This is a genomic window from Microbispora sp. H13382, assembly GCF_014161445.1.
Taxonomy (GTDB): Bacteria; Actinomycetota; Actinomycetes; order Streptosporangiales; family Streptosporangiaceae; genus Microbispora.
This window is the reverse complement of the sequence record NZ_JABBXA010000002.1, coordinates 468,858-493,407: the sequence shown is the minus strand read 5'-3', so window position 1 is coordinate 493,407 and position 24,550 is coordinate 468,858. Positions and strand designations below refer to the sequence as shown.

General features: G+C 69.5%; 28 protein-coding genes, 2 tRNA genes and 2 pseudogenes. 14 read left to right on the top strand and 18 right to left on the bottom strand.

What is annotated here, in order from left to right:
• Positions 1-10: 10 nt before the first annotated feature.
• Positions 11-811, top strand: a complete 801-nt coding sequence (locus HHX41_RS40230; RefSeq protein ID WP_259400652.1) for a DUF3631 domain-containing protein — start codon at positions 11-13, stop codon at positions 809-811.
• A gap of 278 nt (positions 812-1,089) precedes the next feature.
• Here the strand turns inward: HHX41_RS40230 and HHX41_RS06250 are convergent.
• Positions 1,090-1,746, bottom strand: a pseudogene (locus HHX41_RS06250) (transposase family protein); the annotation flags it as partial.
• A 134-nt stretch (positions 1,747-1,880) separates the two neighbouring features.
• Positions 1,881-2,132, bottom strand: a complete 252-nt coding sequence (locus tag HHX41_RS06245; protein ID WP_182905138.1) for a hypothetical protein — start codon at positions 2,130-2,132, stop codon at positions 1,881-1,883.
• Positions 2,133-2,645: 513 nt separating this feature from the next.
• On the opposite strand from HHX41_RS06245, the gene HHX41_RS06240 reads away from it, so the two are divergent.
• A complete protein-coding gene (locus tag HHX41_RS06240; RefSeq protein WP_182905137.1) occupies positions 2,646-3,116 on the top strand; it encodes a hypothetical protein in 471 nt (156 codons plus the stop codon).
• A 310-nt stretch (positions 3,117-3,426) separates the two neighbouring features.
• Here HHX41_RS06240 and HHX41_RS06235 read toward each other — a convergent pair whose 3' ends face one another.
• Together HHX41_RS06235 and HHX41_RS06230 are read right to left on the bottom strand one after the other, a co-directional pair.
• A complete protein-coding gene (locus tag HHX41_RS06235) occupies positions 3,427-4,104 on the bottom strand; it encodes a response regulator transcription factor (RefSeq protein WP_182905136.1) in 678 nt (225 codons plus the stop codon).
• Entirely contained in the window at positions 4,101-5,876 is a 1,776-nt protein-coding gene (locus HHX41_RS06230) for a sensor histidine kinase (protein ID WP_182905135.1), read from the bottom strand. The genes HHX41_RS06235 and HHX41_RS06230 overlap by 4 nt, the downstream gene beginning before the upstream one ends.
• Positions 5,877-6,046: 170 nt before the next feature.
• Between HHX41_RS06230 and HHX41_RS06225 the strand changes: the two genes are divergently transcribed.
• Positions 6,047-6,802 carry a hypothetical protein gene (locus HHX41_RS06225; RefSeq protein WP_182905134.1) on the top strand — a complete coding sequence of 252 codons (756 nt, stop codon included), beginning with the start codon at positions 6,047-6,049 and terminating at the stop codon, positions 6,800-6,802.
• A 599-nt stretch (positions 6,803-7,401) separates the two neighbouring features.
• Positions 7,402-7,713: pseudogene (locus HHX41_RS06220) on the top strand (tyrosine-type recombinase/integrase); the annotation flags it as partial.
• On the opposite strand, the gene HHX41_RS06215 reads toward HHX41_RS06220, so the two are convergent.
• Positions 7,679-7,751 (bottom strand) — tRNA-Arg (locus tag HHX41_RS06215). The pseudogene HHX41_RS06220 and the gene HHX41_RS06215 overlap by 35 nt on opposite strands.
• 139 nt (positions 7,752-7,890) lie before the next feature.
• A complete protein-coding gene (locus HHX41_RS06210; RefSeq protein WP_169984078.1) occupies positions 7,891-8,349 on the bottom strand; it encodes a MaoC family dehydratase in 459 nt (152 codons plus the stop codon).
• A gap of 198 nt (positions 8,350-8,547) precedes the next feature.
• Here HHX41_RS06210 and HHX41_RS40225 point away from each other — a divergent pair, with 198 nt between their 5' ends.
• Positions 8,548-8,670 (top strand): hypothetical protein, encoded by a 123-nt coding sequence (locus tag HHX41_RS40225; RefSeq protein ID WP_259400651.1) that lies wholly within the window; start codon positions 8,548-8,550, stop codon positions 8,668-8,670.
• Positions 8,671-8,724: 54 nt separating this feature from the next.
• Here the strand turns inward: HHX41_RS40225 and HHX41_RS06205 are convergent, their stop codons facing one another.
• Positions 8,725-9,240, bottom strand: a complete 516-nt coding sequence (locus HHX41_RS06205) for a DUF4142 domain-containing protein (RefSeq protein WP_182905133.1) — start codon at positions 9,238-9,240, stop codon at positions 8,725-8,727.
• 110 nt (positions 9,241-9,350) lie between these two features.
• On the bottom strand, positions 9,351-10,169 hold the full coding sequence (locus HHX41_RS06200) for a glycoside hydrolase family 16 protein (protein WP_182905132.1): 819 nt from the start codon (positions 10,167-10,169) through the stop codon (positions 9,351-9,353).
• Between the two features lie 152 nt (positions 10,170-10,321).
• On the opposite strand from HHX41_RS06200, the gene HHX41_RS41605 reads away from it, so the two are divergent.
• The gene (locus HHX41_RS41605; protein WP_182905131.1) at positions 10,322-10,735 is read left to right on the top strand and encodes a ribonuclease domain-containing protein; all 414 of its coding nucleotides are present in this window, start codon (positions 10,322-10,324) and stop codon (positions 10,733-10,735) included.
• A gap of 8 nt (positions 10,736-10,743) precedes the next feature.
• Positions 10,744-11,112 (top strand): barstar family protein, encoded by a 369-nt coding sequence (locus tag HHX41_RS06190; RefSeq protein ID WP_182905130.1) that lies wholly within the window; start codon positions 10,744-10,746, stop codon positions 11,110-11,112.
• 127 nt (positions 11,113-11,239) lie between these two features.
• Here the strand turns inward: HHX41_RS06190 and HHX41_RS06185 are convergent, their stop codons facing one another.
• A complete protein-coding gene (locus tag HHX41_RS06185; protein WP_182905129.1) occupies positions 11,240-11,563 on the bottom strand; it encodes a beta-Ig-H3/fasciclin in 324 nt (107 codons plus the stop codon).
• Positions 11,564-11,886: 323 nt separating this feature from the next.
• Positions 11,887-12,582, bottom strand: coding sequence for an SDR family NAD(P)-dependent oxidoreductase (locus tag HHX41_RS06180; protein ID WP_182905128.1), 696 nt, complete (start codon positions 12,580-12,582; stop codon positions 11,887-11,889).
• Between the two features lie 102 nt (positions 12,583-12,684).
• Between HHX41_RS06180 and HHX41_RS06175 the strand changes: the two genes are divergently transcribed.
• Complete coding sequence (locus HHX41_RS06175) at positions 12,685-13,545, top strand: helix-turn-helix domain-containing protein (RefSeq protein ID WP_182905127.1); 861 nt, start codon at positions 12,685-12,687, stop codon at positions 13,543-13,545.
• Between the two features lie 13 nt (positions 13,546-13,558).
• Here HHX41_RS06175 and HHX41_RS06170 read toward each other — a convergent pair whose 3' ends face one another.
• Complete coding sequence (locus HHX41_RS06170; protein WP_182905126.1) at positions 13,559-14,188, bottom strand: hypothetical protein; 630 nt, start codon at positions 14,186-14,188, stop codon at positions 13,559-13,561.
• A gap of 233 nt (positions 14,189-14,421) precedes the next feature.
• On the opposite strand from HHX41_RS06170, the gene HHX41_RS41600 reads away from it, so the two are divergent.
• The gene (locus HHX41_RS41600) at positions 14,422-16,494 is read left to right on the top strand and encodes a histidine kinase (RefSeq protein WP_182905125.1); all 2,073 of its coding nucleotides are present in this window, start codon (positions 14,422-14,424) and stop codon (positions 16,492-16,494) included.
• Entirely contained in the window at positions 16,484-17,140 is a 657-nt protein-coding gene (locus HHX41_RS06160) for a response regulator transcription factor (RefSeq protein WP_182905124.1), read from the top strand. Before HHX41_RS41600 ends, HHX41_RS06160 begins: the two co-directional genes overlap by 11 nt.
• A 7-nt stretch (positions 17,141-17,147) precedes the next feature.
• On the opposite strand, the gene HHX41_RS06155 is transcribed toward HHX41_RS06160, so the two are convergent.
• Complete coding sequence (locus tag HHX41_RS06155) at positions 17,148-17,921, bottom strand: SDR family NAD(P)-dependent oxidoreductase (RefSeq protein ID WP_182905123.1); 774 nt, start codon at positions 17,919-17,921, stop codon at positions 17,148-17,150.
• 92 nt (positions 17,922-18,013) lie between these two features.
• Here HHX41_RS06155 and HHX41_RS06150 point away from each other — a divergent pair, with 92 nt between their 5' ends.
• Positions 18,014-18,601 carry a hypothetical protein gene (locus tag HHX41_RS06150; RefSeq protein ID WP_182905122.1) on the top strand — a complete coding sequence of 196 codons (588 nt, stop codon included), beginning with the start codon at positions 18,014-18,016 and terminating at the stop codon, positions 18,599-18,601.
• A 98-nt stretch (positions 18,602-18,699) separates the two neighbouring features.
• On the opposite strand, the gene HHX41_RS06145 is transcribed toward HHX41_RS06150, so the two are convergent.
• A complete protein-coding gene (locus HHX41_RS06145; RefSeq protein ID WP_182905121.1) occupies positions 18,700-19,398 on the bottom strand; it encodes a GntR family transcriptional regulator in 699 nt (232 codons plus the stop codon).
• A 135-nt stretch (positions 19,399-19,533) separates the two neighbouring features.
• Here HHX41_RS06145 and HHX41_RS06140 point away from each other — a divergent pair, with 135 nt between their 5' ends.
• A complete protein-coding gene (locus HHX41_RS06140) occupies positions 19,534-20,067 on the top strand; it encodes a YbhB/YbcL family Raf kinase inhibitor-like protein (RefSeq protein ID WP_182905120.1) in 534 nt (177 codons plus the stop codon).
• Between the two features lie 187 nt (positions 20,068-20,254).
• Here the strand turns inward: HHX41_RS06140 and HHX41_RS06135 are convergent, their stop codons facing one another.
• From HHX41_RS06135 to HHX41_RS06125, 3 genes are all read right to left on the bottom strand, one after another.
• Positions 20,255-20,719: a hypothetical protein gene (locus HHX41_RS06135; RefSeq protein WP_182905119.1), complete on the bottom strand. Its 465-nt coding sequence runs from the start codon at positions 20,717-20,719 to the stop codon at positions 20,255-20,257.
• A gap of 503 nt (positions 20,720-21,222) precedes the next feature.
• A tRNA-Ser gene (locus tag HHX41_RS06130) sits at positions 21,223-21,312 on the bottom strand.
• A gap of 190 nt (positions 21,313-21,502) precedes the next feature.
• Positions 21,503-22,066 (bottom strand): YceI family protein, encoded by a 564-nt coding sequence (locus HHX41_RS06125; RefSeq protein ID WP_169984049.1) that lies wholly within the window; start codon positions 22,064-22,066, stop codon positions 21,503-21,505.
• Between the two features lie 98 nt (positions 22,067-22,164).
• On the opposite strand from HHX41_RS06125, the gene HHX41_RS06120 reads away from it, so the two are divergent.
• On the top strand, positions 22,165-22,662 hold the full coding sequence (locus HHX41_RS06120) for a MarR family winged helix-turn-helix transcriptional regulator (protein WP_182905118.1): 498 nt from the start codon (positions 22,165-22,167) through the stop codon (positions 22,660-22,662).
• A gap of 284 nt (positions 22,663-22,946) precedes the next feature.
• On the opposite strand, the gene HHX41_RS06115 is transcribed toward HHX41_RS06120, so the two are convergent.
• The gene (locus HHX41_RS06115) at positions 22,947-23,135 is read right to left on the bottom strand and encodes a hypothetical protein (protein ID WP_182905117.1); all 189 of its coding nucleotides are present in this window, start codon (positions 23,133-23,135) and stop codon (positions 22,947-22,949) included.
• Between HHX41_RS06115 and HHX41_RS06110 the strand changes: the two genes are divergently transcribed.
• Entirely contained in the window at positions 23,122-23,853 is a 732-nt protein-coding gene (locus HHX41_RS06110) for a thermonuclease family protein (protein ID WP_182905116.1), read from the top strand. The two genes, HHX41_RS06115 and HHX41_RS06110, sit on opposite strands and share 14 nt — an antisense overlap.
• Positions 23,854-23,862: 9 nt before the next feature.
• On the opposite strand, the gene HHX41_RS06105 is transcribed toward HHX41_RS06110, so the two are convergent.
• Positions 23,863-24,363 carry a SigE family RNA polymerase sigma factor gene (locus HHX41_RS06105; RefSeq protein ID WP_169984110.1) on the bottom strand — a complete coding sequence of 167 codons (501 nt, stop codon included), beginning with the start codon at positions 24,361-24,363 and terminating at the stop codon, positions 23,863-23,865.
• Positions 24,364-24,550: the final 187 nt, after the last annotated feature.

Below are 24,550 nucleotides of genomic sequence, written 5' to 3'. Positions count from 1 at the left end.
CGAACCCCCGATGCCGCTGGAAGACCGCGCCGCCGACACCTGGGAACCCCTGGTCATCGCCGCTGACCACGCTGGCGCCCACTGGAGCGACCGTGCCCGCGCCGCCGCCCTGGCTCTGACCGCCGAGGCCGACGACAACGGACAGACCTCCACCCGTATCCGCCTGTTGGCCGACTGCCGTACCGCCTTCGGCGCTGACACCGCCCTACCCGCCGCCGTACTGCTCGAACGGCTCAAGGCCGACCCCGAAAGCGGCTGGGCCGACTTCGGACCCACCGGTCTGACCCCCATGAAGCTCGGCACGATCCGACGTGAGTACGACATCCGTCCGGCCACGATCCGATTCGCAAGCGGGCAGGCCAAGGGCTACCACCGCGGCAATTTCGCCAACGCCTGGGAACGCTACTGCCCCACCGCCGAACCCCTCCCCGAGGCCGCCGTGGTCCCGATTGGGAGGGGAAGCCGTACCAGCCGTACCAGCATCAACACCAGCAAAAACGAGGCTGGTACGGCTGGTACGGCTCACCCCCTCCAAACCGCACATCCGCATCCACCAAGCATCGCGCCGGCATCGCGTACGCGCTCACGATGGCTACCTTCGGCATGCTCGACTCCGTCGCCGCGAACCGGCGAGGTCAGGGGCCCTTGCCGCGGGAAGGTATTGGGAAGGATCACCCGTAGACAACGGCTGACGGCCGGACACAGCCGGACACTCTCAACTGATCCAAACGCAGAAAAGCCCAGGTCATCGGCTGATGATCCGGGCTTCCGTGTGGCGCGGCCGAGAGGACTCGAATCCCTAACCTTCTGATCCGTAGGGAAAAGCAGATCCCTGGCTGATGGCTTGCCTCCCTGCTCCGGCGGTAGGTGCGGGCCTGTGGAGTGTGACCGCGTAAGGGGCTGTTGCTGTACGCCGCTGCTGTACAGCAGTTGCCGTCAGGTGCGGCGGAGCCCGCCATCAGCCTCGCCGTGCAGAATCTCCATCGCCTGGAGCACGTCGGTGACGACATGGTCTGCGTCGTGTTAAGTACGGCACACCCATCGAGCCGCGAAACTTCAACCGAGCCTTAGATGCCCACTGCCGGAAGGCTGCGCGTTCGCGCGTTCCCCTGGGCCGCCGGCGTGGGCGCGGTTGCTCGCTTCTGCGAGGCGGGCTTATGCCTGTCCTTGTACGGCGTGCTCACGACGGTGGCCTCGGCGCCCTGGTAGGCATGTCGGCCAGGGTGAGGATGCCCGCCTTCTCCAACTCGCGCAGGATGCCCCAGACGCGGGCTGCAGTAAGGTCATGTGTCTTGCCGGGCAGCGCGCCAGAGGTCCACAAAATCGTTGCGTCCGGACCGGCGATGACCTGGATGTTCATACCGTGTACACGATGCTTGCCGGAGAAGAAGGGCCGATCGGCTTTCACCCGGTCGGTGTGGATGAGCGTGCCGTCGAGGATGAGGTGCGTCAGCCCGTCCTTGGCCGCCTTGCGTAGGGCCTGGGTGAGCTTGGGCGAGCGGGCCGGCAGCAGCATCACCGTCTCCTGCACGTACCGCCAGCCGGTTGTCGCCGAGACGCCGAAGCCGGCGCCGATCTCGGCAAATGTCTCGCCCTTGCGCAGGTAGACCAGCACGAGCAGGGCCTGCTGGCCGGGGTTAGCCGCCGCCATGGCGACCCGATCGCCTTGCGGTGCCGCCGGTTGATCCCGGCCACGTAGTTCAGCGTTGAACGCGACAGATCGACCGCAGCACGGTTGAACAGCATCCGAGACCCCTGGTGGTGGCGGGCAGATTGTGGTGATCAACCCGTCTACCAGGGGTCTTTCTACATCACAGCCGAAACCCGTGATTCACGATCACGCTGTGATCAGGAGTCCTGCGCCAGCGGATGAAATGGGTTCAGTACTCACGACACCCTGAGGCGTTGCGGTCTAGATCGCAGATATCGTAGGGGTACATCCCGTTGTAGAGGTCCTCGGCAGCGCGGGGCGTCGGCGCCATGGCCGCGGCGGGACCGGCGCTGATCAGGCTTGCGGCGCCAACCGAGAAGAGCGCGGCCATAACCATTACGGCCTTGCGTGTCTTGTTCATGCAGGTCATCCCTTCGTCGTCAGACATACGAAAGGATTTCCGGCTGCCCTTGGTGGCCACTTGTGAATCACTAAAACCTGACTGGACAGGGGGCCATCAACGAGCGTGCCACCCGTCATCAACCGGGTTGATCGCCCAGGTCAGGGGAGGCTCTCCGGAGAGTATGAGGGCCCCAAGCCTTCACGGTCTCCAGGGGAGGCCGTTGACCTGCAGGAACATGGCGTCAGCACCATGTCGACCGATGTCTTCCTCATCGATAGCAGACTCACGATTGCCCACAGACGCGGCGCTCTCGTGCTGAAGCGCTGCGAGGACGGACGGCTACAGATGGACGACTTACCCTCATCAGTTCCCAGCCAGCCGTTCCACTGGCTTGGGTTCGTCGGGAAGACGGGTGCCTTCGCCGTCACCGAGGGCGAAATCATTCTGAAGCGATCGTCCTACCGCTCGGGCACCATCTTGCCCCCAATGGGCCTGCGATCGGCAGACAACGTCCAACTGACACGAATGCAGGTAGGGCCCTGGGATGACCCGCAAGGCCTTCCTCATGTCGGGTTGTGTTGAAATATCAAAATGAATGATGAAGATCGCGCCGCACTGCTCGCCTTGCGGGATAGCTTCGCGGCACTGGGTGCGGCGGATCCCGACAGTTGGGCTCTCTCGGAGATATCGGAAGACATCCCTCAACTGGCTCGCTTTCTAGCGCTACGACGCATCTGGCCGGAGCTGATCGACAGTTGGGCTGCTCCAGGTGCCTTGGAAAACATCCCGGCAGCGGCCCGACTACTCGCACACGGTGCGAACCGCAGCGATCTTGCCCAGCTCGCGCGAGTTACCGCCTATGAGGCGGTATTCGGGCTGCTCTACAACCTCACCGCCGCTGGCCGCGACGGCGAAGCACCAGACGATTCCCCTGGCTGGCGACTGATGGAGACCACAGCATCGGGTGGACTAACAGGCAGAGCAGTCCGGCATCTTCACGAGGACCTACTCACCATGGACCCCTCAGGCCGCGACGGTCGGGATCTCTGGGATCGCCAGTAGATGCAGTTGCGGTATCACGCTGCTGTACAGAGATCAAAAAGGCCCACCCCGATGATCGGAATGGGCCCTTGAGCTGAGCGCGGCCGAGAGGACTCGAACCCCTAACCTTCTGATCCGTAGCAAGAACTTTGATCGTCGATAGCTGCCCGCAAGTACTTCGACATGCTGGCCACGGGCCTCTACCGCGCGATCCCAATCCACCTCCGTCCATGATCGTTCAAAGTCGTTGTTAGCGACGCCGTTAGCAAGATCGGCCAGCGCAAAATGCTCCCGTCGGCACGACTGTCACCTCAGCCATGGTGACCGATCGTCACTCGACCGGATGCTGCCCGAGTCCGCGGTCGCGGGCGCGCGCGACGAGCGCCGCACGGTCGCGCGCCTGGAGCTTGGCGAGGATGGCGGCGACGTGGTTGCGCACGGTCTTCTCGGAGAGGACGAGCCTGGCCGCGATCTCGTGGTTGCCGAGCCCCGCCGCCACGAGGCCGAGCACCTCGTGCTCGCGATCGGTGAGCTCTGGGAAGACCTTGTCCGCGGCGGTGAGCGGCCGTGTCGCGTACGCGGCGATCCGGCGGCCGACCTCTCCGCCGAATACGGTGCCGCCAGCGGCGACCACGAGGACGGCGCCGGTGATCTCTTCGCGCTCCGCGCCCTTGAGCAGGTAGCCGCGGGCGCCGGCGCGGACCGCGGCGAGCAGCCGCTCGTCGTCGGCGTGCATCGTCAGCACGACCACCCCGAGGTCGGGGAAGCGGGCGGTCAGCATGGCGAGGGCGCTGAGCCCGTCGACCCCGGGCATCTCAAGGTCGGTGAGCGCGACCTCGGGCGACAGTTCCTCCACGAGACGGACCAGCTCCGCGCCGTCAGCGGCCTCGCCGACGACTTCGACGTCGGGTGAGGAGGTCAGCGCCACGCGCAGGCCGAAGCGAAACATCGGGTGGTCGTCGGCGACGACCAGACGCACGGGGGCGGATGCATCGACCCACGCGCTCATGCGATCCGCACCGCCGTCGGCACCCTCAGCGTCACCGTGGTGCCCGCGTCCGACGAGCTGATCGCGACCTCGCCGCCAAGCTCGCGGGCGCGTGCCCGCATCGAGGCCAGGCCGATCCCGCCGCGCGGCGGCCGGGACGGGTCGAAACCTGCACCGTCGTCGCGCACCTCGATGACGAGGTTGTCGCCCTCGTCGCCGCGCACGCACACGTCGAGTTGCGTGGCGCCGGCGTGGCGGACGGCGTTGGTCACCGCCTCGGCCACGACCCGGTAGGCCGTCTGCTCCACCCTCGGCGGCAGCGCGGGCAGCGGACCGACCTCCACGCTGACCGGCAGGGTCGCGGCCACCGAGACGACCCCGCGCCGGATCGCCTCGGCGAAGCCGCGCTCCTCGAGCGCCGCCGGCTGCAGGTCGTCGAGGATGCGACGCACCTCCGACACGGTCCCGGCCACCTCAGCTCGGAGCACCCCCGTGATCTGCAGCGCGGTCGTCGCACTGGACGCCCGGATCGCGTCCTCCAGTCCGGCAAGCCCCAGTCCCATCCCCGTCAGGGCGGGCCCGAGCCCGTCGTGCAGCTCGTGGCGGAGCCGTTCGCGCTCCCGCGTGCGGGCGTCCATCTCGGCATCCCGCTGCGCTTCCAGCTGTTCGGCCAGGCCCCGCGCGTGGAGCACGGCGGCCACCTGCGCGGCCAGCGCGGCGAGCATCCGTTCCTCGCGCCGTGCGAACCCCTCCTCCTGCCATCTCGGCGCGACCTCGAGCACGCCGAGCGGCATGTCGCCGACCGCCAGGGTGGCGCTGAACGCCGTGGCGGGAAGCTCGGCGTCGGGCTGCAGGTCGCCGCTGCACGCGATCACCGATCGGGAGGCGTCGCGGATCCGGGCGCCGGGGGCGTCGACCGACCGCCGTACGGCGGCGAGTACCGCGGTGAGCAGTTCACCGTCGGTGTCGGCCGGCGCGCCGACGTGCGTGCCGATCTCGGCTACGATCCGCACCGGATCCGCCCGTGGTGACGCGTCGATGCCCAGCAGGCGATAGCGCAGCACCGCGATCGCGATCGCCGTCGGCAGTAGGTACAGGCTCGTGACCTGGGCGATCTGGGCGACCAGGCTGTCGCCGAGCAAGTTCGCCACGATGATGAGGATGACGCTGCCGAGCAGCCACGCGAGCTGCTGGCGTCGCGGCGCGGCCGACCTGGCCAACCTGACGATCGCGAGCACCCAGATCGTCGCCGCACCGGCCAGGTACACGACGAAAGACACCGCGCCGAGCGGGCCGTCCGACGGCTGCCCCGCGAGCCAGTGCAGCTGGATGAGCACCGCGCCGAGGGCGACGACGCCCACCGGCCACCACCAGGTACGTCCGGGCGGGCGCCCGGTGGGGAAGAACGCGGGCAGCGTGCCCAGCATCGCCATGATGCTCCATCCGCCGACCAGGGTGAGGACCAGCCCGGGAGCGCGTGCCATCCAGTCGCCCGCGGCCGCTGCGGGACCGAGCCATCCGGCCGCGGCGAACGCCTCCTCGGTCAGCGAGAGCTGGGTCATGGTCCCGACGACGAGGAGGAGCCAGCCGATCGCGTTGGCGGGGCGGAGCCAGGCGAGGAGAGCGCCGGCGACGGACCATCCGACACCGACCAGCGTGCCGGCCAGCGCGAGCGTGAGGGGGAGCCGTGCGCCGTAGGCGGCCGCGGCGAACCCCTCGCCCGCCGCGCCCGCCAGGCCGGCCACGCCGACGAGCACGGCGACTGCACCGACGGCGGCTCTCGGGATCCACATGGGATCAGTCTGGAGCCCGCGCGCCCGAGAGGCCACGGGGCCAGTGTCCCGTTCGGCCGGGCACATCGCCCGAGTCGACGGGTTCCCTCGCCCTGTCCCGGGGCGCCCCCGCGCCGCGACGCTGGTCGAGCACGACCCGGTCCACCAGTTCATGATCCGAAGGAGATCCCATGTCCCTGTCCGCCGAAGCGTTTCCGTCCGCGCCCGCGTCACCCACGCGAGTCCGTCGCCACATCGCGTTCCGCATCATCGTCGCCGCGATCGCGCTGCTGCTCATTGTCGGATTCGGCGTGTGGCTGTCGATCCTCACGCCGTGGGTGAGCTTCGCCGACACCACAGACCACGGCTGGACCCGCACGCCGGAACTGCACCGGACGGCCGACACCGTGAGCGCCGCGGTCATGGGCGCGGTCGGCGCCGCGGGCATCGTCCTCGCCGTGCTGCCGCGCCGGCGGTCGGCGCTCACCGCCTGGTTCGTCGCGATGGTCGCGGCGATGGGCATCACCAGCGTGGTCTCGTCGGTCATCCAGGGTCAGGACCTCGTCGGCGCCGCGATCTTCGCGGTCGGATGGCTCGCGCTGCTCGTCGTGCCGACCGTGCTCCTCGCGCCCGACCGCCGCAGCCTGCCCGCAGGCGGTGTCGCGTCGGAGGACCGACCGCGCGGGCTGCTCCTCGCGGCGCTCTGGGCGCTCGTCGTCGCGGGAGCCCTCATCGCGGTCGGCGCGATCGTCTGGCGGCTCGCCGGCGGCATCATCGAGAACCCGCGCGAGGACGACGTCATCGGCTTCGTGCTGTTCGGCCTCGCGTTCGCGCTCGGCGGGGTGCAGTGCGTCCGCGCCCGCGAGAGCTGGCGCACGCTCGCGATCATCCTGGCCGCGGTGACGGCGTACACCGTCGTGGCAGGGGTGTCGCTCGCGCTCGGCTGACGCGCTGCGTGGGTCGCGTATCGAAACCGACGGCCGGGTCTCGAGACGCGGCGCACGCGCCGCTCCTCGACCCGCACAGGCCGAGTTCGGGCGGCTCACCGGAATGACGATTATTGGTCACCACCAGCCTCGCAGCAGCGCGCACCGTGCATTACATTCGCGCCTTCGTGTTGCGCCTGCGGGCCAAACGGCAGATCCGGCATAGGCCATGAGGTCCCGCCCGGGGGCGTGGCAGCGACGCGGGAGCGGCGCTCGGCGGATGGGAGTTCGTGTCGGAGGGGCGAGCACCACCGGCCGCGAAGGCATTGAGAGCCGCTTTCCAGCGGGTGATCCAGCGTTTGCGGCCCTTGCCGGTCGCACCAGGCTGATGATCGCCATGTAGACGCACTTGAGCACGGCCTGCTCGTTGGGAAGTGCCCGCGAGCCTTGACCGCCCTCCTGATGCGGGCGTTGACCGGCTGACGGCGGCGACGACTACGTGTTCACGACCGGCTGGGTGAGCCCGTCCACCCCGGACACGCTCAGCTCGCTCTTCTCGATCCTCATCAAGCGCTACAACAAGACCCACCAGGACGACCCGCTACCGCCCGCATGCCCGGCTCCACGACCTGCGCCATATCCACGCGACCACGCTCCTCCTGGCCTGCGTTCCCGTCCACGTCGTCGCGGCCCGGCTCGGCCACGCAGACCCCTCGATCACCCTCGTCTACGCCCACGTGATCCGCTCAGCGGAAGCCTCGGCGGCGGGCATCTTCGCTCGCTCGATCAACGACAGGGACCCGATGTCAGCAGCCCTGTTAGCAAGATCCCGAGATTGTCCTGCCAAACAAGAAGGCCCGCTCCAGAATGTGCCTGGTAGCGGGCCTTTCGCATATGCGCGGCCGAGAGGACTCGAACCCCTAACCTTCTGATCCGTAGTCAGATGCTCTATCCATTGAGCTACGGCCGCTTTGCTGCCTGTTCACCTGCGGTGCCCGGCAACGGGCTTAACTCTACCAGACCCCTCACCCCTGCTTGCGCCAATAAATCGCTCCACCCCCGGTCAAGCCGCCCCCGTACCATTGAAGCCCTACCGAGGGCGCGAGGGGTCACTCCTGGGGAACGAAGAGCGTGAGCGTGTCGGCGACACAGGCCGGCCTGTCGACCCCCTCGACCTCGATCGTGACGCGCAGGTTCACGAGAGTGCCCGACGGGGTGCCCTTGACGTCGGCGATCTCGGCCCCGGCCCGTACGCGGGACCCGACGGGGACCGGCCGGGGGAAGCGCACCTTGTTGAGCCCGTAGTTGATCGCCATGCGCAGGCCGTCGACCCGATACAACTCGCTCACCAGCGACGGCAGCAGCGAGAGCGTGAGGTACCCGTGCCCGATGGTGCCGCCGAACGGGCCGTCCTTCGCCCGCTCCGGGTCCACATGGATCCACTGGTGGTCGTCCGTCGCGTCGGCGAAGAGATCCACCCTCTCCTGACTGATCTCCCGCCAGTCGCTGTATCCGAGATGCTCGCCCTTGGCCGCCTTGAGTTCGGCGAGATTCGCGAAGATCCGCATGATCGCACCCTACGCAAGCGCGCCGGCGCTCGGCGGGAATCGGGGGACTCGGAGCCCTGCGCCGCTCACACTGGTTCCATCGGGGACCTGGCGAGCCATGTCACGATCAGCAACAAACACATCTCCCTCAGTGACGGGCCGCTCGTGACCTGCGGGGTATCAGCACACCGCCGGAACACACCCCGGCGTGGAGGAGACGTGGACGAGCAGCCCGGCCCACCCGGCAAGCGATATCGGCTTCGCGGCCTCGTCGCGGTCGTGGTCGCGGGTCTCGTCTGCTGGGCGCTCATCATCCTGCTGCTGGTCAAGCTGTTCGGGTGAGCCCGCGGGCAGGGGACGTGCCGGCCGGAGACCCACCCCGGCCGGCACCGGTCGTCACTCGCCGCTCTGGATGGTCTCGACCAGGTTGAGGTGCTCCTGGACCACCGGCTTGGCGGCCCGGGCCAGGTTCTTCACTTCCTCCGAAGTTCCGCTCGACACCTGCTCGTCCAGGGCGAGCAGGGTCTTGCGGTGGTCCCTGACCTGTGCGTCGATCCAGGCGCGGTCGAACGCGGCACCGCTCTTGGCCGCGAGCTGGCGCAGCTCGGCCTGCTGCTTCTCGCTCGGCTGGCTCGGCAGGTCGACATTCAGCTTCTCGGCCACCCGCTTGAGCTGGGCGTCGAGGGAGGTGTGGTCCTCCACGAACTTCCTGCCGGCGTCCTTGACCGACTGCTTGGCGGCCTGCCGCTCGGCGGTCTGCCCGCCCTGGATCTCCGTGAGGTTGTCCTGATGCGCAGCGACCAGGAACGCCTTGTCCTTGTCGCTGACACCCGGCGGCGCCGCGTAGCCCGCGGTGACCCCTGACAGTGCGGCGGCCATGGCCGCGACCAGGACGATGAGCCATCTCAGCATGAGATCCCCCGATCCTTCACCGGACGGCCGAGCGCCGGCTGATCGGCTTCGACCATCCGGGCATGACGCTTCACATGCCTCATACCCATCAGCCGCGCCCGCGGTACGGCTCAACGCGTCACGGGCCGGTAGCCCCGCACGTAGTCGACCACGAACTCCTTGGGGTACGGCCCCACCCGGTCCGGCCCCTCGGCGTCGGGAAACTCGTAGATCCCGAGCATGAGCTGCATCGGATAGTCCGGGGACTGCCGGATGCTCTTGACGTGCCGGCCGTCCACGAGGAACGTCACCCGGTCCGGGGTCCATTCGGCCGCGTACACGTGGAACTCCCGTGCGTCGATGGGGAGGACCTCGGCGGCGAAGTCGTCGCTGATCGCGGGGTCGCCGAACGGGTGGACGCCCATGCCGACCGCCGCGGCGTCCGGCCGTACGTCACGCCCGAAGATCTCACAGACGCAGATCTCCGCGGACCGCTCGGGCGCGTCCTCGAAACCGATCATCCACAGCGCGACCATGGCGCGCGGATCGTCGCCGGCCCTGGCGCGCATCTCGATCAGGCCGTAGTGGGGGGTGTAGAGCCGGGCCTCCTCCTGCGCTTCGCGGACGACGGCCCGGCCCCGCCCGTGCTGACCGACGCCGCTGCCCACCGGCCCGGAGAACACGCCCGTCTGCAGTGAGGACACGCGCATCCGGCCCTCCGTCTCCGGCGACCACGGCGGCTGGTCCTCCTCGATCAGCAGACGCAGGCAGCCGTCGCCCACGCGGTATCGGGCCGTGGAGGCGGCGCGTGTGGTCCATTGGGGCAGGTAGCGCGGGATCCAGCGGCTCTCGTCGAGCGCGTTGCCCTCGAAGGTGTCCTCGAACTCCAGCACATAGCCGGCCTTCGTCACCGGGTCCGGCGCGTACGTTCTGTCCACGGCTTCGCTCATACGGCAATCCTGGCGCGACTCATGGGGGACCGAGGCTCACACCGGGGCATACGGGAGAAGACGGCGAAAGTTCACTGCGCCGACCTTGGTCCGGCCCGGTTTCGAGGTGATGCTGGCGAGTGTCTGTCCCCTCGCCCCCACAAGGAGGTCTCGTGCGGACTCCCCGACGCTTCCGGCCGTCCTGGGCGGTACGGCTCACCGTCGTGATCACCGCCGTCGTGTCCCTCACCGGAGTGACCGGCGCCGTCACCGCCCACGCGTCGGTCTACGGCTCCTGCTCGATCTCCCGCTGCGCCGACGCCCGCTCGGCGAACGCGATCTGGGCCGGGAAGGGGTATCCCACTAGTAGCGGCTGGTACTCCTGGCCCGACGGCAAGTACAACTACACCGGCGGCCGCTTCTACAACCGGGAGGGCCAGCTTCCCGGCGGCGCCACCTACTACGAGTACGACGTCTACTCCCGAGCGCGTGGCGCCGCGCGTGACGCGTATCGGATCGTCGTCAACCGCAGCACAGGCGTGACCTGGTTCTCGCCCAACCACTACACCGACTTCTACCGGCTCTAGGACCTGTCATGGCCTCCGCCGCACGCCCGCTGCCTCCGTGGCTCACGGTGACCACCGACCCGGCCCCGGCGGTCGTCGACGGCCGGGCCTGCCGGACCCGTGCCGCCTTCTTCGAGGAGGTGGCACGGGTTCTGCGCCTCCCCGCGTACTTCGGCCGCAACTGGGACGCCCTCACCGACGCCCTGCGCGACCTCGGGCCGGCCCGTCTGGTCGTGGGGCACGCCGAGGAACTGCTCGACGCCGAGCCTCCCGGGCAGTTCGCCACGCTGCTGGCCGTCCTGGCCGGCGCCGCCGAGTCCGGGCTGACCCTGACGCTCCACGCCGACCCCGGTCACGAGCCCCTGCTCCGCCGCCGGGTGATCGACGCCCTGCCCTGATCGCCCGTACGACTCGGCGGGGATCTGCGCCCAGACCTGGCTGCACCGCCTCGTCAGGGGAGTGGCAGTCACTGCGGTCCGGAACAGGCGTACCGCCCGCACGATACGGAGAGGGCGTTCGGCGGTTTCAGCACAGAACCGTTTTGTCATACTTTCCGAAGATTCCCTCGTACGCGAAGATTTTGCTTGTGCCCTTGCTCATGACGTAACAAGGGCTGTCCCCTCCCTGTTTCACGATGACCTTCACGGACATCGTGCCGCCGCACTTGTTCTGGAGATACACGTCGAATCCGGTCGGCGTGCCGTACACAGTGCGGTTGACACACGCGGGCGCGATGGTGGCCGTCGCGCCACTCGTACCCGCCTGAGCGGCGGACGGGGAAAGAGAGACCAGCGGCACGGCGAATGTCACCGCCAGCGCCAGGACCGTGATCCGACTGCGCGTGATCATTTGCCTCCTTCCAGGGAATGGGGGACTTGCCCGAGTCATCCGAATCTCGTCAGCCTGCCACTTATGTCCCGGCTTTTACTGCATCGCCACGAATTCGGCCAAGAGAGGCGGTGGTCCGAATCGATATTGACGAAAGTATTCTCTTTTTTTGAAGGAAACCAAAGGCTGCAAGGAGTGTCAACTCCTGCAAATGGCAATGTGTCGTCAGGTCCGGAATGCCCTGCAGCGGCCATGCGGGTGCGGGCCGTACATGCCGTGGTCACTGCTCTGGCGGACCGGCCGGCCGGACACCGCGCGGCCGCTCCACCGTCGCGGCCCTGCCGTCACCAGGGCACGGGCCCGAACCGGTCGACGAACCGGCCCGTTCCGCCGTCCGGCCCCTCGGTCGCGAGCGTCACGATCGCGTCGGTGCCCTCCGCCACGGTCTGGGTGCCGCTGTGCCCGTTCAGGTCGGTCGCGGTGTAGCCGGGGTCTGCGGCGTTGATCCGGATGCCGGGCAGCGCCTTCGCGTACTGCGTCGTGAGCATGGTCACCGCGGACTTCGAGGACGTGTAGAGCGGCCCCACGACCTTGGACTCCACCCGGCCGGGGTCGTGGGTCAGCGCGAACGACCCCGTGCCGCTGCTGACGTTGACGATCGCCGGGTGCTCCGACCGCCGCAGCAGGGGCAGGAAGGCGCTCGTCACGCGGACGATGCCCACGACGTTCGTCTGGTAGACCTCGAGGGCGTGGTCCGCGGTCAGCTCCTCGGCGGGCACGTGCGGGCCGAGGATCCCGGCGTTGTTGATCAGTACGTCGACGCGGCCCTCGTGCGCGGCGACGTCGGCCGCGGCGGCGGCGGCGGACGCGTCGTCGGCGACGTCGATCCGCACGAAACGTGCGCCGAGCTTGCCGGCCGCCACCTGTCCGCGCTCGGGATCCCGGGCGCCCAGGATGACGGTGTGGCCGAGGTCGATGAGGCGGCGGGCGGTCTCGAACCCGAGGCCCTTGTTGGCCCCGGTGATGAAGGTGATCGTCATGGCTCAAAGCTTCGCCGGGCCGGGCGCGGACAACCAGGGAGAGCGCTCCGGTAGGACAGGCAGTACCACCCTGGCGTTCCGTGGCCCACGCAGAATTGGCATGTGACCACAGACGAGACGAGCCTGGGCTCGACGATCCGCGCGTGGCGCGACCGGCTCTCCCCCGCGGCGGTCGGCCTGCCCGCGGGCCGCGTACGCCGTGCGGCCGGGCTGCGCCGCGAGGAGCTCGCCGACCTCGCGGGCGTCTCGGTGGACTACGTCGTACGGCTGGAGCAGGGCCGGGCCACCACGCCGTCGGCGCAGGTCGCCGCAGCGCTGGCACGGGCGCTCCAGCTCAGCCGCGCCGAGCGCGACCACCTCTACCGGCTCGCCGGGCTGCAACCACCCCGGGACGGCGTGATCAGCGACCACATCCCGCCCGGGATGCAGCGGGTGCTCGCCCGGCTCGGGGACGCGCCGGTCGCCGTGTTCGCCGCCGACTGGCGGCTGCTGTGGTGGAACCGCGGCTGGGCGGCGCTCCTCGGCGACCCCTCCGTGGTCCCGCCGGAGGAGCGGAACCTGGTGCGTTCGCGCTTCCCGGCGGCATCCGATCGCACGCGCCTGGCGGCCTGGCCCGTCGTGTCCGAGAACGCGGACGCGACCGACCGGGCGATCGTCGCCGACCTGCGGCGCGCGTCCGGCCGCTACCCGGAGGACGCGCGCCTGAGCGAGCTGATCCGCCGGACGCTGGGCGGGAACCCCCGCTTCGCCGAGCTGTGGCACTCCGGCGCCGTCGGCGGGCACGCGGAGGATCGCAAGACGATCCGGCATCCGGCGGTGGGGGACGTCACCGTCGACTGCGACGTGCTCTGCGACTCCGACACCGACCTGAAGATCGTCGTCTACACGGCCGTTCCCGGCAGCGAGGACGAGACCAAGCTCGATCTCGTCCGCGTCACCGGTGTCACGGCCCCGGCTCGCTGAGCCGGTGCGGCGTTCAGTTCGCGCCGCGTACGAGCTCGGGACGGAACGCGATGATGAGGCCGAGCGTGGTGTAGCCCACGAGCAGGTGGGCCGCGCCGACGACGTCCGACACGGACGTGCCGAGGATCGCCATGGTCGGGAGGGTGACGACCACCCAGCTCTCGGCGACGAGCGGCCAGAAGCGGGCCGCCCCGCGCCACCGCCCGGCGACGGCGACCTTGACGCCGATCACGAACATGCCCAGCATCGACAGCGGCCAGAACGCGTCGAGGATCCCCAGCCAGACGCTGTCCCGTTCGGCGGGCAGGAAGGCGTGGAAGACGCTCCACACCATCGCCAGAGCCAGCAGCACCCGCTCGACCTGCAGCATGGCGCGGGCCACGCGGCTCACCCCGGTCGCCCTCGTACGGACCATGATCGCGAGGAGGGACATGGCGCCGAACTGGAACGCCAGGCTGCCCAGATCTGTGATCTTGATTCCCGTCTCGGTGGCGGGGTTGAAGCCATAGAGGAAGCTGACGGCGGACCAGGCCAGTGCGCCGGTGGAAAGGCCCAGCGCCAGCCGTCGTACGGTCGTCTCGGCGAGCGGCGCGGACGAGGACGCGCCGGCGGCGTGGGTGCTGGGCTGGGCGTGAACGGTCATGGTCGTTCCTTCTACGGAGGGTGTCTCGATGGCGGCGGTCGCCGCGGCAACGAGGACGATCCTCACGAAGCACCGGCCCAGGTCGTCAGGGCATCGCGTCCCGATTCCCGACATCTCTCGCGTCCCACGACACATGGGACGCGCGTCCTAGGGACATCGGACACCTGCTGAGGCACACTTTCCTGGTGCAGATTGGGACGGTTCGTCGGTTTTCGCGCCTGGGCCTCGGGCCTGTGCTCCTCGCGATCGCCGTGACCGCCACACCGGTGGCGGCGCTGATCGACCTGCGGGTGCCGCAGGCCCATCGCGCCGTGCTCGAGCTGCAGCCGGGCGGAGTCGACTCGATAGCGGGTGTCGCACTCGCCGCGGCCGGCATGGTGGTGCTCCGCCGGTATCCGCGCCACACCCTCGGCCGCCTGATGTCGGCCTTCGGCGCCTGGTGGGCACTGGACGGGGTGGCGTCGTCGTGGCTCGCGTACGCCACCACGCACCATCCCGCGCTCCCGGGGGCGTCCGCGGCCTTCGTCGTCTACCAGCGGCTCGGAGCGGGCCTGGTGCTGCTGCTCCCCCTGGTGCTGCTGCTGTTCCCGGACGGGAAGCTGCCCTCCGGGTGGTGGCGGGGCGCCTCGCTGCTCAGCCTGGGGCTCACGAGCCTGCTCCCGCTGGCCCTGCTCGCGGCGCCGTCCGCCATCGCCCAGGCCACCTCGGAGTCCTCCCCGCTGCCCGCGCCGCTACGCGAGCTGAACCTCGAGGCGCTCTACCTCCCGCTGCCGGACGCCGTCTGGACCGGTGTGCTGCTGGTGGCTCAGCTGGGCCTCCCGCTGAGCCTGATCGCCCCCTTCGTCGTGGTGGTACGGCGCTACCGCACGCTGACCGGCGCCGGCCGCGCCCGGATGCGCTGGCTGCTGTGGGCGGCCGTGGTCGACCTCCTGGTCATGCTGACGTTCCGGCTGCTGCCCAACTGGTTCGGCGCCGCCGGCCTGACCGTCGCCGTGCTCCTCACGGCAGGGTCGGTCGCGATCGGGATCGTGCGCCCCGACCTCGTCGACGTGGACCGGCTGCTCGGCGGGACGCTGGTCTACGGCCTCCTGCTCGCCCTGACGTTCGTCCTCGACCTGCTGGTCCTCGGCGGTGCGGGCCGGCTGCTCGGGCCGCGCCTCAACGAGGGGGAGCGGCTGGTCATCGCCGTCTTCGCGGTCGCCATCCTGTACGCCCAGCTCCGGCACCGGCTGTGGCGCCTGGTGCGCCGCTGGATCATCGGGGATCGGGACGACCCCTACCACGTGATGTCCGGGCTCGCCGAGCGGCTGGAGCGGACCGACGACTCGGAGGCGCAACTCGTCACGCTGGCCCGTACGGTGGCCCAGGCCTTCCGTACGCCCTACGTGGGCGTGGAGATCACCCAGGTCAGCGGCGAAGTGCTGCTCGTCGAGGACGGCGAGCGTCCCGCCGAGACGCAGGCGCTCCCCATCACCTATCGGGGCGAGCGCATCGGGCGGCTGCTGCTGCCGCGCCGGGCCGCCCGCCGCCGGCTCACCGCCGGCGACGAACGGCTGCTGGCCGACCTGATCCGCCAGGCCGCCGCGGCGGCCCGCGCCGTACGCCTCGCGGAGGAGCTGCAGCGCAGCCGTGAGGGCATCGTCTCCGCCGTCGAGGACGAGCGGCGCCGCCTGCGCCGCGAACTCCACGACGGCCTCGGTCCCGCCCTGGCGGCGGTCGCGTCCCGGATCGACACCGCCCGGATCACCGCCCGCCGTTCGGGCGAGGACGCGGACCGGATCCTCGGCACGGCCCGTCAGGAGCTCACCGGGATGCTCGCCGAGGTACGGCGGCTGGTGCACGGCCTGCGCCCGCCCGCGCTCGACGACGTCGGCCTGGTCGGCGCGATCCGCCAGCAGGCGGAGCGGCTGCGCGCCCCGGGCCTGACCGTCCGGGTGGAGGAGCGGGGCGACCTCACCGGTCTGCCGGCCGCCGTGGAGGTGGCGGCGTACCGGATCGCGTCGGAGGCGATCACCAATGTGGTGCGGCACGCGAAGGCCGGCGAATGCGTGGTGTCGCTGATCCGCGACGTCGACGGCGGGCACCTCGACGTGGTGGTCGTCGACGACGGAGTCGGCCTCGCCCCGGAGACGGTCGCCGGGGTGGGACTGGTGTCGTTGCGCGAACGGGCCGCCGAACTCGGCGGGTCGTGCACCGTGACCGCCGCGGAGCCGGCCGGTACGCGGGTGCGGGCGCGCCTGCCCGTGACGTCGCCCGGGCGGACGCCCGCGCTCGCTACTGCAGGAGAGGTGGCAGATGACCGGTAAGCGGCCGGTGAGGGTCCTCGTGGTGGACGACCACCCGGTGTTCCGCGAAGGCTTCGCGGCACTGCTGAGCAGCATCGACGAGGTCGAGGTCACGGGGACGGCCTCGACCGGCGTCGAGGCTTTGCGGCAGGCCGCCGAGCGGGAACCCGACGTGGTGGTCATGGATGTGCAGATGCCGGACATGGACGGCATCGAGGCCACCCGTCGCATTCTCGAGAAGCACCCGGAGATCGGCATCGTGGTGCTCACGATGTCCGAGGAGGACGGCACCATCTTCGACGCGCTCCGTGCCGGTGCCCGCGGTTATCTGCTGAAGGGCGCCGAGCCGGACGAGGTCGTCCGCGCGATCACCACGGTGGCGGGCGGCGGCGTCGTGTTCGGCGCGGTCCTAGCCTCGCGCATCGCCGGCTTCCTCGCCCCGAGGCCGCAGGCCGGTGGCGGCACGCCGTTCCCGGCCCTGACCGCCCGGGAACACGAGGTGCTCGACCTGGTGGCCGCCGGCCTGTCGAACAGCCAGATCGCCGCGCGGCTCTTCCTGTCCCAGAAGACCGTACGCAACCACGTGCACGCGGTGCTCACCAAGCTCCAGGCCGCCGACCGGGCGGAGGCGATCATCCGCGCCCGGGACGCCGGCCTCGGCCGCTGACCGCCCGTCAGGCCTCTTCGGGGTCGCGTCCGAGGATCGAGCGGCCTCCGTCGACCGGCACGGTCGCGCCGTTGACGAAGCTCGCCTCGTCGGACAGCAGGTAGGCGACGGCGGCGGCCACCTCCTCCGGGCGTCCCACCCTGCCGGCCGGATGCAACAGGCCCATCTCACGCTCGATCCGTGCGGCCTCCGCGGGTTCCTGGCCGCGCAGGAACGCCTCGTAGCGTTCGGTGCTGATCGAGCCGAGGGCGACGGCGTTGACCCGGACGCCGCGCGGGCCGTAGTCGACGGCGAGTGCCCGGGTGAGTCCTTCGACGGCGGCCTTGGCCGTCGCGTACGGCAGGGAGCCGCGCACCGGCCGCCGCGCCTGGTGGGAGGAGACGTTGACGATCGCCCCGCCCGTGCCGGCGCTCAGGAAGCGGCGGATCGCGGTCATGCATCCGACGACCGCCGGATTGAAGTTCGCCCCTATGAGATCCAGGACCTCGCGCGCCGACGGGGAGTCCAGTGAGGCCTCGCGGAACACGGCGGCGTTGTTGACCCAGCCGGCGAGCGGGCCCGCTGCCTGCGCCAGGTCGGCGGCCCGCTCCGCGACGGCCTCGTCGGCGGCGTCGCCGGCCACCGCGATGATCCGGGAACCTGCCGGGTGGGTGCGGGTCCATTCGAGCGCCGACGGGTCGAATTCGATCACGACGACACTGTCGGCGTCGTGAAGGAGTCGTTCGACGAGCGCGCGTCCGACGCCACGGCCACCCCCGGTGACAACGTACGAAGAGCCCACGTCTGCCCCTCTCGTGGATCAAGATCTACGTGGCCGACGAACGACGTACCCTAATGACCCATATATAGATCATCACTACTATTTGCGCCGTGATGAGAAAAATGATCTCGGTGGCCGCCGCTGCCGGTGCCGTCATCGGGACCGTCGCCGTGACCGGCGCCGACCGTGCCTCCGCCTCCTCCACCACGTCTCTGCGGCTGTCCGGCGGGCTGACCCTGGAGATCCCCCGCGCCTGGCGGGTCTACCGGAGCGCCGACCAGGTGCACGTGGTGACCGGCGCCTGCGCCAAGCCCAAGGGTCACTATTTCGAGCCCAGGTGCCGCGGCTTCTGGGTGATGGGAGCGAAGACGCTCAAGACCGGGGGCGAGGGCTTCCGGCGCTACAACCCTGTCGATGGACCGTTCTATCCCGCCGTCGACGTGGCTCCCTGCCCGACCGACCCCAAGCTCGGCCATGTCCTCGGCAAGGCGATCGCCGTCGGTCACCGGAACATCGGGGAGGGCCACAAGGCGCACTACCGCGTATGGCCGGGGCGCTGCGTCACGAACGACGACGCGACGGAGAAGTCGACGTTCAAGCAGCGCGAGTGGTACCTGCCGAAGGAGAGGCTCCTGGTCGTCGACCAGTGGGCCACTCCCGGACTCGCCACCGTGCTGCAGAACGCCACCTGGAAGAGTTAGCTCACGGTCTTTTCGGCCCCTCGACGGTGCTCGGTCACGGGCGCCGGCCGTGGCCCGCGCGGGCGGCCGGTGCGCGACGCCTTGGGGCGAGGCGCGTATCAGGCTTCCGTGGTCTGGGGAGCACAGCCCGTCAGGGCGGCCGCGGTCTGGGTGAGGTGCCGGACCAGCACCTCGGCCGCGGTGTCGGCGTCGCGGGCCAGCGCCGCCTCCTCCAGCCGGCGGTGCTCGCCAACGTGATCCCGGTCGGGGTCGCGGTGCGCCGAAAAGCGGCGAGCCAGCTCGCTCGCGGTCCACAACCGGTCGAAGGTATCCAGCAGGACGAGGTTGCCGCAGCCCTCCAGCAAGGTGCGGTGGAAGACCCGGTGGGCCTCGGACCATGCACTGCTGTAGTACTCGCCTTCCTCGGGCACGAACGCCGGCGTACGGGCCAGCCGGTGGTGGGCGGCTCGTACGCGCGCCTCCCAGTCGACGTCGCCACGCTCGATCGACATGCGCAGCACGACCGGTTCGATGCTCCGGCGGGCCTCCGCGATCTCCTGCCAGCGGCGGTCGGAGAAGGACGGGACGGCGAAGCCGCGGTTGGGCAGCCGGTCGGCGAGGCCCTCGCCGACCACCCGTACGAGCGCCTCGCGCACGACGGCCAGGCTCACGCCCTGCTCCTTGGCGATGTCCTGCGGCTTGAGGGCGTCACCGGGGGCGTGGTCCCCGCGCATGATGGCGTCCCGCAGATGCGCGTAGACCCGCTCGGAAAGCATCTGCTTGGCCGGGAAGTTCGAGGGGTGGGCCGTACGGGTCATGCGGTCAGCATAGACGATTCAGCAAATAATCGATTATCTATGTTATCGTCGATTACGATGCAAGACGCCGGTGTACCTCTCCGCGAACCCCGGGCTCTCCGCCACCCCGCAGCACGACCTGAAAGGAACGACGCGATGACCGCCAACGACCCCTTCGCCCGCCTCCCCGAGGCGGCTTCCTTCACCGTCACCAGCACCACCGTCACCGACCGTGCCGCCTGGCCGCCCGAGCAGTTCTCCTCCGGGGTCCCCGGTGGGAAGGACATCTCCCCGCAGCTGTCCTGGAGCGGCGCCCCGGAAGGCACCAAGAGCTACGCCGTGACCGTCTACGATCCCGACGCCCCCACCGGGTCCGGGTTCTGGCACTGGGCGGTCGCCGACATCCCCGCCACCGTCACAGAACTACCCGAGGGGGCCGGCGACGACATCGGCTCGGGCCTGCCAGAGGGCGCTTTCCAACTGCCCAACGACGTCCGCGTGGCCCGCTTCATCGGCGCCGCGCCGCCGGCCGGACACGGCCCTCACCGCTACTTCGTCGTGGTGCACGCCCTCGATGTCGAGACCATCGGCGTCCCGGCCGATGCCACCCCGGCCCTCCTCGGCTTCACCATGGCCGGCCATACCCTCGGCCGCGCGGTCCTCATCGCTACCGCCGAAACCTCCGCCTGACGAACAGCGAGTCCGGACTCGTCGGGTGACCCTTGGCCTCGTGGTCACGGGCCACCCACGTCGTGGCAACCCACGACGGCCCCGCGACAGGGGCGGCTGAGCGTCTGACGCATGAGGGCCACCCGCTGAGGCGCGCGCCCACGACGAAGAGCAAAAGCAGGTGCGGAGACTCTCACCGGCTTCGCAGTCAGACGGCCTCACCCAACTGCTCGGCCAGCCGCTCCAGACCACCCTTGATGAGCCGCCCATAATCGTCGTCGCCAAGCGCGCCGATCCCGGCTCGAGCCTGCTGGAGGTGCCCACGGGCGCGATCGAGATCGCCCAGCTTGCGGTAGCACTCGCTCAAGTTCAGGTGCAACGACGGATACAGGCCCGCCACCGGAAGCGTCACCCCAGCTTGCGCCACCGCCTCGTCGGTGACCCGATCAGCGGCGGCAAGCGCTCGCAGATCCCATATCAGCTCCTGGTGCACGTCGTCCTGCACATCGGCCATCGAGTGGGCAAGAACGCAAACATGCAGCGGATCGCCTTGCTCGCCGCCGATGTCGTCCCAGATCTGCGCGAACAAGTCACGAGCGGCTTCACGCTGGCCCTGATGGTGATGCAACTCCACCCCCTGGCCGATCCGGGCCAGCGTTGGATCGGTGGTCATCGGTGGCTCCTTCACCGTCGCGGGCAACCGCGGTCAGCCTACTTGCCGGGCGTGGATTGAAGATCGGTCCTCGCGATGTAATACGGCCTGTGTGCTTGGGGTCGCCGGCCCACCAGGCTGAGTGCGCGTAGGGGCTGACAGGTAGCTCCTCGCCCATGACGCGGGCGACCTGAGCGAAGCTCATTGTGATGTGCTCGCCTCCGTCTTGCTGGAGGTGACAGACCAGGCGTTCGTACTACTCTCAGGCGACCACGCCGTCAGGGTGAAGGCCGCTTCGGCCGCGCTTGTCACGAGCGGCCGGAAATGCCGGCGGCTGGGACCGGCGACCACGACCGAGCGTTACGCCCGCATCGCCAGTCCCCAGGTGAAGGACGCCGGCGAGCGCATGGGGGCGGCCCTTTGGGGCGAAGGCTGCAAGCAACTGCAACTCAAACTGCAACCCTCACGGGTTTGGAGATCAAAAAGCCCCTCTCGCTGAAGCCAGCGAGAGGGGCTTTGAACTGCGGAGGCTCGGGGATTTGAACCCCGGATGGGCTTAAGACCCAAACCGCATTAGCAGTGCGGCGCCATAGACCTGACTAGGCGAAGCCTCCTGGTAGCGCGTTGCTCAGCACAGCGTACCGGCGATCGCCCAAGGCGGCAAAGCGGATTGCCGGTGCCGCGTTGGATCAGTTCTGTGGACTCACGTGGCGGGGCGATTGGACCGATGCACAGCCCTTGTCCACAGGGTGTGGACAAGGGCTGTGCACAGGATGTGGATATCGCGCCTCAGCCCGACACAGGCTACGCCTGACGGATGGCCTCGCCCTCGATCTCGATCTTGACCTTCTTGCCGACGAGGACGCCACCGGTCTCCAGGGCCTGGTTCCAGGTCAGGCCGTACTCCTCGCGGTCGATCTCGGTCTCCGCGCCGAACCCGAAGATCTCCTGACCCCACGGGTTGTTGGCGGCGCCGTTGAACTCGACCTTAAGCTCGACCTCCTTGGTCACGTCACGGATCGTGAGGTCGCCGACGAGCGTGAACTCGTTGCCCGACAGGCCGCTGACCCGCTTGCTGCGGAAGGTGACCTCGGGGAACTTGTCGGCGGCGAGGAAGTCGTCGCTCCGCAGGTGGCCGTCGCGGTCGGCCGCACCGGTCTCGATCGTGCCCGCCTTGATGACGACGTCGACGCTCGACTCCAGCGGGTTCTCGGCGATGACGATCTTGCCCTCGTAGTCGGCGAAGTGGCCGCGGACCTTGCTGACCATCATGTGCTTGACGACGAAGCCGACGCGCGTGTGGGCCTTGTCCAGCGCGAACTCGCCGGCCGTCGGGACCTTCAGGCCCTCCCACTCACGGATGCTCATGGCTGCTCCCCTGATCGTTGCTGTGCGGATGTCTCACTAAGCAAATGTCTACCGGAAAAATATTCCTCGCGTCAACTATCGTGCCGTAGACTTGGACCATGGACCCATTCGACGACCCCCGGCTCACGGCGATGGGCCTGTTCACGGAGGTCTTCAGCGGGCTGTCGAGCAAGACCAGCCCGACACTGGCCGCCTCAGGACTTTCCGAAGTCGACTTCGAGACCTTGATCCGGCTGGCCCGTTCGCCGGAGCGACGGCTGCGGATGAGTGACCTCGCGGCTCAGACGTCGCTGTCCACCAGCGGAATCACCCGCGTGGTCGACCGCCTGGAACGTGACGGGCTCGTCGAACGGCATGCCTGCGTCAGCGACCGCCGCGCCTCGTACGCCGTGCTCAGCACCGCCGGGGCGGAGCGGCTGCGCACGGTGCTCCCCCAGCACGTCGAGGACATCGAGACCTGGTTCACCGGACTGCTGACCGAAAACCAGCTCGCCGACTTCCTGGAGGCGCTGCGGCTGATCCGCGACGTCGTACGGCCCTGCGCGACCGCCGGCGTACGGGAGGCGAGCAGGGCCGCGCGGGCCAAGACGGGCTGAGCCTCGCCGTAATCGGGATTCGAGGGAACTGACCGGACGGACTGGCGTAAACGATCGATTTCTGGTGGACTCCGTAATTCAGGAAACGGCTCCACGACAGCCGACGCAGTCCCCCGTACCCGAGCCCATGGAGCGCCCGTGCGTTTCCCCTCACACGCACTCGCCGTCCTCGCCGCCGCGGCCCTCGCGGTTCCCGTCGCCGCTTCCACCTCCGCTGCCGCCGCGGCCCCGGTCTCTCCGAGCCCGAGCCCGAGTCCGAGCCCGAGTCCGAGCCCCGCGCAGACTCAGTCGCAGACGCCCGCCGCGACGAGTTCGAGCGTCCCGCAGCCGGTGGTCACCGTCACGAAGACGGTCACCCCCGGGGCGGCGAAGCCCGCGACGACGAAGAGCACGACGGCCACGACGACACGGCCGAAGACCGTGCCGAAGGACGCCGTCCAGGTGACGGTGAAGAAGATCGTGGACGGTGACACCGCGGATGTCGTCACCTCGAGCGGCAGGACCGTACGGATCGGTCTGCTGGAGGCGGAGGCCCCCGACAAGGGCGTCTGCTGGTCCCCGGAGGCCACCGCCCGGCTGAAGGCCCTGCTGCCGCCCGGCAAGCCGGCGTACGTCCGGGCCGCCGAGCAGGTGCCCGAGCAGGAGCGCATCCTGATCTACGTGTGGTCGGCCAAGGGCGTCTACGTCAACGGTGACATGGTCAGGAACGGCCTGGCCCAGACCGTGAACTCCTTCCCCGAGCACAGCTACACCGAGTGGCAGTACTGGGAGCAGGTGCGCGCGCAGGTCGACAAGCTCGGGCTGTGGTCGGGCTGCTGGGCCGCCGACACCTACGACAAGCGCGGCAGCCTCCAGGCCCCGCCGGGAGCCGGCGCGGCGACTCCGGCGCCGATCGAGCCTGTGGACGCGTCCCCGGCCCCGCCCGGCACGACGTACTCCCTCGAGCCCATTCCGCCGGGTAGCACCGCCGGATCGGTCGCCACGGTGCGGCCCTCCCCGAGCCCCGCGTCCAACTCGGCGCCGAGTCCCACTCCGAGCCCCTCGCCGAGCGCCGACGGCGCGACCGACCCCAGGTACAGCACCTGCGAGGAGGCGAACGACCACGGATTCGGCCCGTACCGACGCGGCATCGATCCCGAATACGACTGGTACATCGACCGCGACAGCGACGGCCTGGTCTGCGAGAGGTGACGCGGCGCGTCAGTTCACGCTCTTGCTCGCGTCGGGCACGACCAGGTCGCCGCGCAGCTTGGCCATGCCCCGCGAGACCGAGCTCTTGACCGTGCCCACGCTGATCCCGAGGGTCCTGGCGATCTCGGGCTCGGTCATGTCCTCGTAATAGCGCAGCACGATCGCCGTACGCTGCCGCGCGGGGAGGCGGTCGAGCGCCTGCTCCAGCTCGTCGTACCGGTGCCGCGCGTCCTGCTGCACCGGTACGTCGGGGAGTTCGTCGGAGGGGTATTCCTCCAGCTTGCGCCGCCGCCACCAGGAGATGTTGATGTTCACCATCGCCCGCCGCACGTAGCCGTCGAGCGACGACCGGTCACGGATGCGGTCCCACGCGAGATACGTACGGGCGAGGGCCGTCTGCAGGAGGTCCTCGGCGTCGCTGGGGTTCCCGGTCAACTGGTTCGCCACACGGAGCAGGGCCGCCCCACGACACTGGACGTACGTGCGGAACTCCTCATGGTTCACGATCAGGGATCACCAACCCGGCCAGAGAGGCATCTCGTGCCAGAATCGCAGCCGCGCTCCCGGATCCGGCTGAACCGAAATCCAGGTTTCGCACCCGCGTGGGCAAAGACCAGGCAACCCGGTGGCGGCCCGCGCGCGCGTGCCACACGTCCCGTCAGGCAGTGGTTTGCCCGAAACGGATGGCAACGCCTTG